We start from the raw sequence: 12611 nt of genomic DNA, 5'->3' as shown, positions 1-12611 counted from the left end.
GATTCAAAAGGTTAACAGTCATATTCTTACACCATAACCATGACACCTACAAAAAAGCTAGATCAGCTGTGCCATTCTCTGACCATCCCCCAAAAAAACACCTCACTATTATCAATATCTTCCTATTTATTGATAATAAAGCATCACATTACACCGAGCCGACTTTAGTTTCAAGCTGCTCTTTTTCTAAAAATAACATTAAGAAAATAAAGAAAACCTTAATAATATGAAATTAACATAAGTTATATTAAGATAGTCTATGGTTAACCTAATAAATAGACAAATTCATGAAATGTGTATTGATAGATAGCTGCTATTGCAGTATAATGACAAAGATTTTGAGACAGGAAAATTGTCCTAAAATTAAAATAAAAAATGGAGGAATCATTATGATTAAATCTAACACAGTCAAAAGACTTATCGGAACAGGCGCTATTGCTTTTGCTTTCTTTAGCGCCAGCCTAGCAATGGGGACACCAGTGAAGGCGTAGGGAGCTTCCGTATCTTCTCAGGTAAAGGATCCATTTTTAAAAGGGCGTGAAGACGGTGGATTTCAAGGTTTTTACGATGCTGTAGACAATAAATTCAATGGTCAACATCCCGATTTCGAACATATTTATCCTGAAGGTAAAGATATGCCTAAATATGAAAGAAATGAAGATAACGAAAATTATCTACGCAGTTACAGAGACAGTTACAAGACAGAATATACAGCAACATATCAAAGTAAATACGGCTCTAAAGTTCCTGAAGTTAGCGGTCCTGAAGTTAGCGGTCCTGAAGCAGAACAAAATAGTACGGAAGCTGAATCAACAATTTTTGACACTATTATTGGTGTCGCATTGACAGTATTAAGTTGGTTTTTTCCCATTAATTAAATCCATATAATCGTTTTGCTTCACTCTCCACTGAGTTAGCAAACTTCTTTAACATTTTAGCTGAGATACTTACTGATTCTAAAACCACATTAACTTGATTTATCCTCAGCTATCCAAGGAGCAAAAAAGCCAAGAATCATTATAGAGGGATTCTTGGCTTTTGGCTTTCATCATAGTAAACACTAAAAATCCCCCTCAAACTGTAATTGACAGGACTGTCACTTATTAGCCATAAAACTTGACTACTATATTCAACAAATTTGCACTAAGATTCTTTTAACACCTTAAATGAAACACAAAAACGGAGAAATCATGATAATGAAATCTAAAGCAATCAAAAAACTTATCGGAACAGGCGCTATCGCCTTCGCCTTCTTCAGTTCTAGCCTAGCAATGGAGACAACCGTAATTGCGGACTCAATCGATTCAGCATTGAAACAGCAACAATTTGAAGAACCAAGTAACCAAGGTTTTATCGATGGGTACGATTTAGGATACAAAAATGGTAACAAATCTGGTGCTAAAAATCCGTACGATTCCCCTCCATTAGACAATCTTCCAAGTTACAAGGAGATTAATGAGGATTATTCCAGAGGATTTAAAGAAGGTTATAATTTAGGTTATTGGAATGGTTGGAGTCGTTTAACTGATCCAAATTTTATTATTGATCCGGTATTAGACCCAGATTTACATGGTCAACAGCATACGGAACAGCCAGAAAACTTTATTGATACTATTTTTGGCTTTTTCGCTGATATTTATGCTCAGGTGACCACATTTTTTTTATAGCATTTGGTAAATTGATTTTACTATTTCCTGATTCATCCTCAGCTAACATGATATATAACAAAAGCCCAAGAATCGCACGCTGATCCTTGGGCTTTTGTACTCATACTCATTTTTACTTAACAACAAGTAAACACTGTCAAACATATTACAACGATCATCCGAACGTTTAGTAGTTTCTAAACAACCTTATTTGAACAACTTCTGCAACTGTGTTAAAATAACAAAGTAAATAAGTTATGACGGTAGCTGCAACCTATCAGAAAGGTGGTGGTGCTTATGAATGTAAGTACTAAAATCTGGATAGAAAGGAGTAGCAACTTTTGTCTGTAGCAGAGGCTTTACAGTTGATGTTGAACTTTGGTAATCTTATCATTGCTCTACTAACACTTGTTATAGCACTCATTTTGCTTAATGATAAAAAGAAATAACCGTCTTATACTTTAGCCGATTTGACGATTATTTCTTAATTATTCAATTGGCTACCGTCTTAAACGGATTTACACTAGGAGTTGTTGACGCAACTCCTTTTTATATCTTCATTATAAAGCATTGACTGATATTTTGCAAGCAAGACTTAGTTAAATGTGCGACAACGATTATCCGAACGTTTAGCAGTTTATAGACAAACTTATTTGAACAACTTCCGACGACATGTTAAAATAACAAAGTGAATAAGTTATGACGGTAGCTGCAACCTATCAGAAAGGTGGTGGTGCTTATGAATGTAAGTACTAAAATCTGGATAGAAAGGCAAGTCGCTAACGTTAATCGCTATGGCGATTTAACTACTCCTTGCACTAGTTCTTGGCGTAAAAAATATCGTTTTACGCCAAGAAACGTCGGAGTAGCACTTTTTGACTGCGTTTGAAGTTGTGCAAACTATCTTAGGTTTTGGTACCTTTACCATTACTTTGATTGGCTTGTGCTATAAAATCTTCAGCGATAAAGACAAAAAGAAATAACCGTCCTAAACTTTAGCAAGTTGACGGTTATTCTTTAACCCAAAATTAGCTACCGTCTTAAACGGATTTACACTAGGAGTTGTTAGCGCAACTCCTTTTAGTATTCTTATTATAAAGCATTGACCAACATTTTGCAAGTGAGACTTGCTTCAAACACATGAAAAAATCGTCTATCCTATAACATTTACTCATTAATTAACGAGGTTGAATGTACTGGACGGTTGTCCTTGTCTGGGTGCGCGTATTTGATAGCTTCGTTTACTGCGATCGGCGCTTCACCAAATCCTGTGGCAATCAGCTCAACTTTGCCTTCATAATCTGCGGCATCACCGATTGCAAAAACACCTTCTTGACTGGTTTCAAAGGTACGAGATACGTTGATTGAGGTGCGTTTGTAATCCACATTCCAATGTTTAAGATTTTTATTATTAGTTGAAAAGCCGAAGCTGACAATCAAAGCATCTAGTGGTAAGTCAAGTGTTTCTTCTGATTTCACTTTTTGGACTGTCAAACTGGTCGCTCTGCCATTTTCCCCAGAAATTGAAAGAGGAACATAAGGAGTTAGTATCTCCACAGAAGAGTTTTCCATGACCTCTACACTGTGTTCATGAGCTCGAAAGCTATCTCGGCGGTGAACAACCGTGACACTCGCAGCGATACTTTCAAGGGCATTTGCCCAGTCAACTGCCGAGTCCCCACCACCACAGATAACCACTTTCTTGCCAGCAAACTGATCCAATTTGTGAACATTGTAGAAAATAGTCGTATCGGCATAACGTTCTTCACCGTCAACGCCCAAAGGACGTGGCGCAAAGGCCCCATTACCGCATGCAATAATAATAGAACGGGATAAATGCTCAGCTTTATTGGTTTTAATATGAAAAATACCATCTACCTTTTCAAAAGTTTGTACTTCTTCTTTAAGGCAGATTGTGGTCTTGTCCTTAAAACGCTCTAACTGTTCCAGCAATTTCTCAGTTAATTCAGCACCTGTTGTGACTGGATAGCCCGGAATATCATAAATCTTCTTTCCAGGATAAAGGATGGCAGGCTGCCCGCCAAGCTCTGATAAGCTTTCAATAATCTGCACGTTCATGCCACGTAAGCCAGCGTAGAAGGCTGCCCAAAGTCCTACAGGACCCCCACCAATAATCGTAATATCATGAATAGTCTGTGTCATACTTACTCCTTACTTTTCTTGAATACGTTTAAATAAGGCTTCGGAATAAGGGTGAACGAGCGCAATTGCACGACCAGTTAACACCATCGAAATAATGGTCCCTACTCCGATACCAAGTAGCGGTTGACCCGCTAGAAAACCAATCACTAATGCCAACACAATGTGAATAGCATCTAAAAGATTTTTACCATAACCAAATCCTCTTTTAGCTACCAAACCAATCACATCCGCCAAAGCATCCGCAGGATTAGGAATTAACTGCATGGCAATCATAAGTGAAGCTCCAATCGCAATTAAGACAACCGCAAGGAGCAGAAAAATCCCTTGTAGGACAACCCCTTCGGCAGCTGGCATTAACCCATCAAAAACTTCAATAAAATAACTGGTCAGTACACTTGCAATAAGCTGAAGCAATTGAATCGGTCTAAACGTTTTCCCCAATAAAATCGCCTGTAAAAGCAACATCACACAGTAGGAAATAAAACTCGTTGTACCTAGTGAAATACCAGATAATACCGTTGCAATATAAGGTAAAGTTGTCACCGGAGAAACCCCTAAGAGACTCTTAGTATTCAGCGTAATCCCCGCCGCTAAAATGATCACTCCAAGCAAATAGACAGCACACTGTGCCCAATTAATACGTTTATCCATCAATTTCCTCTTTTTTTATCTTATTTAATAGTTCTTTTTCTTCTTCAGTAAAATGGTACACCTCAAGTAGATCTGGTCTACGTTCCAAAGTTTTTCTGAGGCTTTGTTCCAAACGCCAAAGGCGGATATTCTCATGATGTCCAGACATCAAAACATCAGGCACAGTCATGCCACGAAAATCATATGGACGGGTGTACTGTGGGTACTCCAAAAGTCCAGATGAAAAACTATCATCTTGATGACTGGCCTCCTTACCAATCACGTCTGGAATAAGGCGCACCGTCGCATCCACCATGGTCATGGCTGCAAGTTCACCACCCGTCAATACAAAATCCCCTAGTGAAATTTCATCCGTCACGAGTGTCTTAATCCGCTCATCATACCCCTCATAATGACCACAAATAAAAATCAACTCGTCTTCCTGAGCCAATTCTTCTGCGTAAGCTTGATCAAAGGTACGTCCTGCTGGATCAAGGAGAATCACACGAGGGTTTTTCGCTTCAATTTTTTCAATGGTATCAAAAATGGGCTGAGCACGAAGTAACATTCCTTGACCGCCACCATAAGGCTCATCATCGACATGACGAGCCTTTTCTGCATTTTCACGAAAATTATGGTAGTTAATCTCAAGCAAACCTTTTTCTTTAGCCTTACCGACAATGGAGTGCTCAAGCGGTGCAAACATCTCAGGAAATAGGGTCAGAATATCAATCTTCATCATCAAGTCCTTCCATGATTTCGACATCAACACGGTTCCCCTCAATATCCACATTTAGAACAACTGGCGGAATGTAAGGAAGTAATAAATCGCGTTTTCCTTTACGCTTAACGACCCAGACATCATTAGCTCCTGGTTGTAGAATTTCTTTAACCTGACCAATCAGAACATCATTTTCATAAACATCGAGACCGATGATTTCATGGTAATAGAAATCCCCCTCTTCTAATTCTGATAAATTTTCCTCAGCCACTTTGAGTGAAAATCCTTTGTATTTTTCAACATCGTTAATATGGTAAAGCCCTTTGAATTTCACAATATCAAAGTTTTTTTGCTTACGATGCGTTGCAACTTCAACTTCCATCACAAAGTTGTCCTTGTCATCAAACACTGATAAACAGCTACCTTTTTTAAACCGTTCATCCGCAAAATCAGTGACACTCATCACGCGCAACTCACCTTGCAAACCTTGGGTATTAACAATTTTTCCAACATTAAAATAATTCATTTTCTCTCTTCTTTTCTACTTAGAAATCACTCTTTATTTTACCACGAGAGCTCTAAAAAAGCCAACTTTCGTTAGCTTTCTTTTATTTCCAGTTTAATCCGACTAAGTCGTTCATTTCCTGATAGGCAATGTCAACCTTCTCTTGGATATCAGCTGGTATCTCTGACCGGTATTTACCGCCTTCTAGAAAATCTTCCAAAATCATCACTCGGTAATCAAAGTTTGGATAGTTATAGGTTGGATTATAGGTTCCTTTGTGCCAAGCCCAGACCATTGTTGGATGTGCCTTAGCTGTTTTGATAACAGTCTTATCTCCTGTTTTTTCAAAGGTAACATCCATAAACAAACCACGCTCTGTCCAGTAGTTTCCAAGCATTTCATAGGTTTGATTGGAAATAAAGTTTCCCATTGAGTAGATGATTAGCTTTTTGTCACCCTTATGATTAACAATTTCTGACGGCTCTGCCACGTGAGGATGTCCACCAAATACAACATCTGCTCCCCAATCAACCATCTTATGATACAAGTCTACCTGCTCTGCCGTTGGTTCCAAAGAATACTCAACACCCATCTGAGGCATGACAATGGTCACATCAGCCAATTTCTCAGCCTTCTTGAGCTCTTTCTTAATCTTCTCCTCATCCAAATCAGACATGTGCTTTTGATACTCTTTTTCAGTGAGATTAGCTTCCATGCCATTATAGCCATAAGAATAACCTAGAATCGCAATTTTAATACCATTAACTTCTCTGATAAGAAAATCCTGTTTCTCCCGATTCTCTGTATAAACACCAATCGTATCTAAACCAAGTTTATTGAATGTTTCAACCGTATTCAAAGCTCCAGATAACTGCGAATCCAAAATATGATTATGCGCCAAATCGATAACATCATATCCTGTATCTTTTATCGTTTGAGCAATTTCTGCTGGCGCATTAAATAGTGGATAGCCCGCTAGTGGAAAATCAGGACTAATCGTCCCCTCATAGTCACCGATGGCTAAATCTGCTTTCTCAATCCATTCTTTAACATAGGTGAAATAAGGATCAAACCGATAAGACCCATCCTCCTGATAAGCTGACGTATAAAGAATATCGTGAATCAAGATATCGCCGTTGGCAACAACACGAGCTGTACGTACCTTCGATTTTTCTGCTTTTTCTTTCTCTAAAGTTGTTTTAATCGTATTGTTTAAAACAAAATCTCCCGTACTTAGACGTCTTTCCAGTAAGAATGCTAAAAAGAGTATTAAAACTAACAGACTAAATAACAATCCCAGTCGGCGTTTTTTTTGATGTCGTCGTTGCACGTGTCTTTGATCCATAATCCGTCCTCCTGTTTGATTATTATAACATTTTTGGAAAAGATAAGAAAGCGGTTTATAACATGAGGTCTATTGACGAAAAATCCCCACAGACGAGTGAGGAATTCCGTATTAAGCAATCGCTATATACCGTCTATTACCACTAAAACCAATATAAGAAATCCATTGGCGTCCTTCAGAAGTTAGCACCTTATCATAATTAACTGTTTCTCCAGCATCATAGTAAGCTAGTTCTGAACTTGACATCTTTGGTTCTGCTTTGATTGAAGACCGTTTGGTAAAGGTATAAACACCTTGTGGAGCAATAGCAGTTGAGCTTGGTTGTGGCATAACCGCCGGGCTCTTATAGTCTCCTCCAGAAAAGCCATAATATTCTTCCAAAGTTAGGCCAGAGTCATAGACCTCTTTAGCTTCTTTTCCGATATATCTCACATGCCATGGTTCTTTCCATATAACCTGTGACAGCTTCTTTTCCTGGCAAATATCTCACCACAAAACCATATTTATGAGCATTCTGTTGCAACCAATCTGCCGCTGCTTTGTCCTCAAGTAAGCGACCTGATTTATCTGTAAAATCATAAGCTAAACCAGTCTGATGTTCACTATGTCCTGCCCTGGCTGAGTAACGGTCTGCTGCTGCAGAACCATCACTATTAGCATACGTTTGATAAAGGGATTTCTGTATCTCGTAACTCCTAAAACCGCTATAGGTTTTCCCAACATTAAATCCTTGGTTAATCATGTCATTTCGTAAGCGGATAAAAGCTTCTCTCGCTTTTGGATTTTCTCCAGGGTTATAGGTTGATGCTAAAGGATATTTCTTATTAGCGATGACAATCTCATCATATTTTCCTTGAATACTATAATATGAACCTTTGTAAGTCACTTCCTTATTAGCCGTAGACACTGCAGCTTTAACCTCTGTTGTCGTTTTAGTCACAAATGTTAACTGTCCGTCATTTTGACGATAATACAAGTGAATATTGTACTCACCAGCCTTATTTTTGTGGTTGCTGATGTTCACAGAAACCTTGTAACGACCTGTGGCTTCTTCAGTTGCTTTATACCATTGAAGGTCATCTTGACCATCTTGTGTCGTCCAAGTAGGCACAAGAATTTCAGATAATTTTTTAGGGGTTGAGATATCACTAATCACAATGTCAAAACCTTTTTCTGATTGGTTTTCAACGTGAATATTACCAGTGAGTTTTACTTCTGTCGGTTTAGATATGGGGGAAATAGCAGAGCTATCAATCTCTTTTCCCTGACTTGACGAATCACCCTTAGTCACTTCTCTTGTCACCACCTGACCCAAATCAACATAGCGACGAGTACCGCTATAGCTAATATAAGAAATCCAGTTATGGTTATCATTGGTTAAAACCTTATCGTAGTTAACACTCTCTCCCTTATCAAAATGAAATTGAGTAGTTGCTGCAACACGTGCTTCATTCTTAACCGCTGCAGTCTTCTCAAAACGATAAGTTCCTTGTGCTGGAATACTCAGTTTAACAGTCTCTTTAACAACTGGCTGAGCTTCTGCTTTTGGTGTGGTTTGAACTGTTGGCTTTGTTTCTGATTTTGGCGCCACTACCTTAGTTTCAACTTTACCCAAATCCGCGTAACGGCGCATACCATTGAAGCTGATGTAAGACAACCATTGGTGCCCATCATTTACTAAAACTTTATCGTAATTGACCTTGTCCCCTTTTGGATAGTAGAATTGCGTTGATGCTGAAACTTTCGCTTCATTTTTGACCTCTGTGTTTTCCTTGAAGGTGTAGGTTCCTTGTGGCGCTAGAGTTAGAGCAACTGGCTGAGTTTTTGCTTTTGGTGTAGGTTGAACTGTTGGCTTTGTTTCTGATTTTGGCGCCACTACCTTAGTTTCAACTTTACCCAAAGCTGCGTAACGGCGCATGCCATTGAAGCTGATGTAAGACAACCATTGGTGCCCATCATTTACTAAAACTTTATCGTAATTGACCTTATCACCTTTTGGATAGTAAAATTGCATCGGTGCTGAAACTTTCGCTTCGTTTTTGACCTCTGTGTTTTCCTTGAAGGTGTAGGTTCCTTTGTCAGGAAGACTTGGTTTTACAGTCTCTTTAACAACTGGCTGAGCTTCTACTTTTGGTGTAGTTTGAACTGTTGGCTTTGTTTCTGATTTTGGCGCCACTACCTTAGTTTCAACTTTACCCAAATCGGCGTAACGGCGCATGCCATTGAAGCTGATGTAAGACAACCATTGGTGTCCGTCATTTACCAAGACTTTATCGTAATTGACCTTATCACCTTTTGGATAGTAAAATTGCATCGGTGCTGAAACTTTGGCTTCGTTTTTGACCTCTGTGTTTTCCTTGAAGGTGTAGGTTCCTTTATCTGGGAGACTTGGTTTGACAATTTCTTCAACTACTACTGGTTGGGTTTCAACTTCACTCTCCATGACCTTTGGCTCTACAGACTCTACAGCTGTATCAGTATTGATTTCTGGTGACTTTTCAGGTGTGAGTCGATTTGTCGTAATCTCCACAGAAGATGTCAAGGCATTATCTGCTGACTGTGCAGAATTAACTTTATTAAGTTCACCCGCTTGTGTCACTTCTTCTAATGCTGGATTTTCTACCACACTATTAGTATTTTCTACTGGCTGATCTATCGGACTTGTATGGCTTATTTCTGTAACCATGTGATTTTTCATAGAACAAGCACAGCAACAATGAGACATATCGTCTGCCATTGCGGTCTTATTCCCAAAAAGCAACAGGCTACCAAGTAATACTGAAGCAGCTCCAAAGGAATATTTCCTAATGGAAAAACGTTGTTTCTGATGCCCAAAAAATTCTTGTTTCATAACTACTTCCTCACTATTCTTTTTTTTCGCCTTCATTATAATCCTTTATATTTTCATTGTCAATATATAACTGTAATGTTTGTCATTTTTTTGTAATATTTGTAAATAGACTTGTAAACTAATCTGATGAAAATAGCACAGCATTACTGGTAATTGCTAATCAGAGATCGGTTTTATTCTCTTGATTTTAAATCCCTCATATAACTATTCGATTTTCTGTGACATTTTTAGTGTAAAAAATCATTTTCTACAATATTTTTAGAAAAAGGGAGGCTTACAAGAATAAACCTCCCAAAATATTAATGTTGGATGTCAGAGTAGGCAATGTAGTATCGTGCTGATTTTTCCCTATCTTGAACTACAAAAGAATACCACCAGTCACCGTTATCTCTAAAATATTTATCCACGACAAACGCATGAAGAAAATATCGCTTTCAGATAACGATTTTTCATAAAAAGATATATTTTTAGCCATGAAATTTTGTTATAATATAGACGAAAAAGAGGCTGAATCGATGTATGTGTGTAAATGTCGTGAAAATATTTTGAAAAAATGCATGTAGCTAGAAAATGGTTACATGCATTTTCTTCATGCGTTTGTCCTGAATATTTATCCCATTCTACTTGACTACCAACAGGTTTAGTAAAGACAATCTCACTTGATTTATCAGATGCAACATAGACTGAAACTTCTTTATCTATATCTAAAATACCCGAAGTCGCTTCCCAGACTCCTGTTCCTCCTTGAAGCTGAGTTGCAGCTTCACTTACCTGTGATTGGGAAGTATTCTCATTTTGACTTGTCTGTGCTTCAATCTGGCTTGTTGACTCAATCCTTTTACTTTCTAAACTCTCCGTTGTGGTGGTTTGCTTTTTAGGATTTTTAGAAGACTGACTATTTTTCGAGGTTGTTTGGCTTGTTTTAGATTTATACTTAACAAAAATCAAAAATTACTTTTTGCTTCTTTCTTAAAAGGTGCGGACGCTCAAAAGGTTTGGGGAACCTTTTGAGACGGAGTTTCATTGCTACTTTTTGAGCCTCTTTTTTCACAGTAGATGATTGGCTGTACTTGTCGACTACTCGACAGCGTCTAACCTAATCATCCTTGCGGGGAACTACTACGAAATTGACTTTCAATTTCTGTAGTTCTCCCAAAAATCCGTTCTTATCAAGCAAATTCCCCTCGCTCTTTTATTTCTGAGCTTGGGCTAAAACTGTCCACTGGACAGTTTCACTAATAAGAATACCACCATGGCGAAAGAAGCTCTGATAAATCAAACCATTTATTGGTTCTTGATTTTACTTAAACTGCTAATTTTGATTTTGGATGAGTATAAGTCACAAGTTGTAGACGTGCTAGATAAACTTTATCAATAGTTTGCTCCTTTTCAGATAAAAAGAAAAACCGCTACTCCGAAGAATAGCGGTTTAATCATGTTTTAGGCTACTTGAGTAGTTGCTCTATTATTTAAGAGTAACTGAAGCTCCAGCTTCTTCAAGTTTAGCTTTGATTTCTTCAGCTTCTGCAGTTGCAACGCCTTCTTTAACCATAGCTGGTGCACCATCAACAAGTTCTTTAGCTTCTTTAAGACCAAGACCAGTGATTTCGCGAACAACTTTGATAACGCCAACTTTTTTGTCGCCAGCAGAAGTCAACTCAACGTCGAATGAGTCTTTAGCTTCTTCAGCACCAGCACCAGCAGCTGCAACAGCAACTGGAGCAGCAGCAGTTACGCCAAACTCTTCTTCGATTGCTTTAACAAGGTCGTTAAGTTCAAGGATTGTAGCTTCTTTAATTTCAGCAATAATGTTTTCAATGTTCAATGCCATTGTGAATTTCCTCCAAATAGGTATTTTTATAATGTTAAGTGTAGCTTTAAGCTGCTACAAGCTGACGCCATTTGATTAAGCTGCGTCTTCTTTTTCTGCAACTGCTTTGACAGCGTATGCAACGTTGCGAACTGGCGCTTGAAGTACAGAAAGGAGCATAGAAAGCATACCTTCGCGGTTTGGCAATGTAGCAAGTGCTTCGATTTCAGCTTTAGTTGAAACTTTACCTTCTACAGCACCACCCTTGATTTCAAGAGCGTCAGCAGTTTTAGCAAAATCGTAAACGATTTTAGCTGGAGCAACAGCATCATCTGAGAATGCAACAGCTGATGGTCCTACGAACATTTCAGCCATTCCTTCAAGACCAGCTTTTTCAGCAGCACGACGTAGGATAGAGTTTTTAATCACTTTATACTCAACGCCTTCACCACGTAAGTTACGACGAAGAACAGTATCTTGCTCTACAGTCAAACCACGTGCGTCAACAACGACGATTGAAGTAGCTGCTTTCATTTGCTCAGCAACAGCGTCCACAAGTTCCGCTTTTTTAGCAATAATAGCTTCTGACATTTAAGTTTACCTCCGTTTTTATTTTTGGCTAGGCACAAAAAAATCGTACCTAAACCTAGACACGAAAGTACAAAATACACATAATAGATATGGTTTTTTGTCCTCGGTAGGATGTTTATGAGTCCAGCTCCCCTACTGTCTTAGGTCAGTTTTATTTAAAACCTTAATCATTTTACCATGTTAGTATATAGGTGTCAATAAAAAAACTTTATTTTTTTCAATTTGGTAATTTCCCAAAGTAATTTCCACTTTAGCTTTCGAAGTGGAAATTAGTCTAAAACGGATTTTTATGGTGGAATTAAGTCTGAGACGTTTGTGTTAGAAATGAGTCCTTACTATGACAAAATAT

Annotated in this window: 13 protein-coding genes, 1 pseudogene and 1 other annotated feature; of the genes and pseudogenes, 4 read left to right on the top strand and 10 right to left on the bottom strand. The window is 38.2% G+C overall.

Annotated features, from left to right (window positions below; all coding sequences use genetic code 11):
• Nucleotides 1-635: 635 nt before the first annotated feature.
• From EAF07_RS01610 to EAF07_RS01595, 4 genes and pseudogenes are all read left to right on the top strand, one after another.
• Nucleotides 636-878: a hypothetical protein gene (locus tag EAF07_RS01610; RefSeq protein ID WP_121834557.1), complete on the top strand. Its 243-nt coding sequence runs from the start codon at nt 636-638 to the stop codon at nt 876-878.
• 318 nt (nt 879-1196) lie between these two features.
• Complete coding sequence (locus tag EAF07_RS01605) at nt 1197-1667, top strand: hypothetical protein (RefSeq protein WP_121834556.1); 471 nt, start codon at nt 1197-1199, stop codon at nt 1665-1667.
• 320 nt (nt 1668-1987) lie between these two features.
• Nucleotides 1988-2095: a putative holin-like toxin gene (locus tag EAF07_RS01600; RefSeq protein ID WP_245962673.1), complete on the top strand. Its 108-nt coding sequence runs from the start codon at nt 1988-1990 to the stop codon at nt 2093-2095.
• A gap of 426 nt (nt 2096-2521) precedes the next feature.
• A pseudogene (locus EAF07_RS01595) lies at nt 2522-2629 on the top strand (putative holin-like toxin); the annotation flags it as partial.
• 184 nt (nt 2630-2813) lie between these two features.
• On the opposite strand, the gene EAF07_RS01590 reads toward EAF07_RS01595, so the two are convergent.
• The 10 genes from EAF07_RS01590 to rplJ form a co-directional block, all read right to left on the bottom strand.
• On the bottom strand, nt 2814-3809 hold the full coding sequence (locus EAF07_RS01590) for an NAD(P)/FAD-dependent oxidoreductase (protein ID WP_121834554.1): 996 nt from the start codon (nt 3807-3809) through the stop codon (nt 2814-2816).
• Between the two features lie 9 nt (nt 3810-3818).
• The gene (locus EAF07_RS01585) at nt 3819-4460 is read right to left on the bottom strand and encodes a YczE/YyaS/YitT family protein (RefSeq protein ID WP_121834553.1); all 642 of its coding nucleotides are present in this window, start codon (nt 4458-4460) and stop codon (nt 3819-3821) included.
• Entirely contained in the window at nt 4453-5178 is a 726-nt protein-coding gene (gene trmD / locus EAF07_RS01580) for a tRNA (guanosine(37)-N1)-methyltransferase TrmD (RefSeq protein ID WP_121834721.1), read from the bottom strand. Before trmD ends, EAF07_RS01585 begins: the two co-directional genes overlap by 8 nt.
• Nucleotides 5168-5686, bottom strand: coding sequence for a ribosome maturation factor RimM (rimM, locus tag EAF07_RS01575; protein WP_121834552.1), 519 nt, complete (start codon nt 5684-5686; stop codon nt 5168-5170). Before rimM ends, trmD begins: the two co-directional genes overlap by 11 nt.
• A gap of 82 nt (nt 5687-5768) precedes the next feature.
• Nucleotides 5769-7010 (bottom strand): CapA family protein, encoded by a 1242-nt coding sequence (locus tag EAF07_RS01570; protein WP_121834551.1) that lies wholly within the window; start codon nt 7008-7010, stop codon nt 5769-5771.
• A 111-nt stretch (nt 7011-7121) separates the two neighbouring features.
• Nucleotides 7122-7442 (bottom strand): SH3 domain-containing protein, encoded by a 321-nt coding sequence (locus tag EAF07_RS10715; protein WP_245962672.1) that lies wholly within the window; start codon nt 7440-7442, stop codon nt 7122-7124.
• Nucleotides 7417-9861: an SH3 domain-containing protein gene (locus EAF07_RS01565; protein WP_245962671.1), complete on the bottom strand. Its 2445-nt coding sequence runs from the start codon at nt 9859-9861 to the stop codon at nt 7417-7419. The genes EAF07_RS10715 and EAF07_RS01565 overlap by 26 nt, the downstream gene beginning before the upstream one ends.
• Before the next feature lie 399 nt (nt 9862-10260).
• Entirely contained in the window at nt 10261-10809 is a 549-nt protein-coding gene (locus EAF07_RS01560; RefSeq protein WP_121834550.1) for a hypothetical protein, read from the bottom strand.
• 517 nt (nt 10810-11326) lie between these two features.
• Nucleotides 11327-11692, bottom strand: a complete 366-nt coding sequence (gene rplL, locus EAF07_RS01555; protein ID WP_121834549.1) for a 50S ribosomal protein L7/L12 — start codon at nt 11690-11692, stop codon at nt 11327-11329.
• Between the two features lie 75 nt (nt 11693-11767).
• On the bottom strand, nt 11768-12262 hold the full coding sequence (gene rplJ, locus EAF07_RS01550; RefSeq protein ID WP_121834548.1) for a 50S ribosomal protein L10: 495 nt from the start codon (nt 12260-12262) through the stop codon (nt 11768-11770).
• A 28-nt stretch (nt 12263-12290) separates the two neighbouring features.
• Nucleotides 12291-12425 (bottom strand) — a sequence feature (ribosomal protein L10 leader region).
• Between the last annotated feature and the right edge of the window lie 186 nt (nt 12426-12611).

This window comes from Streptococcus hillyeri (genome assembly GCF_003686955.1).
In the GTDB taxonomy this organism is placed as follows: domain Bacteria; phylum Bacillota; class Bacilli; order Lactobacillales; family Streptococcaceae; genus Streptococcus; species Streptococcus hillyeri.
This window is presented reverse-complemented; position numbering and strand designations above follow the sequence as displayed.

Bases quoted from the DNA above. Each gene is read 5' to 3' on its own strand.
- EAF07_RS01610 (WP_121834557.1), top strand. From the start codon at position 636: ATGCCTAAATATGAAAGAAATGAAGATAACGAAAATTATCTACGCAGT.
- EAF07_RS01605 (WP_121834556.1), top strand. From the start codon at position 1,197: ATGAAATCTAAAGCAATCAAAAAACTTATCGGAACAGGCGCTATCGCC.
- EAF07_RS01590 (WP_121834554.1), bottom strand. From the start codon at position 3,809: ATGACACAGACTATTCATGATATTACGATTATTGGTGGGGGTCCTGTA.
- EAF07_RS01585 (WP_121834553.1), bottom strand. From the start codon at position 4,460: ATGGATAAACGTATTAATTGGGCACAGTGTGCTGTCTATTTGCTTGGA.
- trmD (WP_121834721.1), bottom strand. From the start codon at position 5,178: ATGAAGATTGATATTCTGACCCTATTTCCTGAGATGTTTGCACCGCTT.
- rimM (WP_121834552.1), bottom strand. From the start codon at position 5,686: ATGAATTATTTTAATGTTGGAAAAATTGTTAATACCCAAGGTTTGCAA.
- EAF07_RS01570 (WP_121834551.1), bottom strand. From the start codon at position 7,010: ATGGATCAAAGACACGTGCAACGACGACATCAAAAAAAACGCCGACTG.
- EAF07_RS01565 (WP_245962671.1), bottom strand. From the start codon at position 9,861: ATGAAACAAGAATTTTTTGGGCATCAGAAACAACGTTTTTCCATTAGG.
- rplL (WP_121834549.1), bottom strand. From the start codon at position 11,692: ATGGCATTGAACATTGAAAACATTATTGCTGAAATTAAAGAAGCTACA.
- rplJ (WP_121834548.1), bottom strand. From the start codon at position 12,262: ATGTCAGAAGCTATTATTGCTAAAAAAGCGGAACTTGTGGACGCTGTT.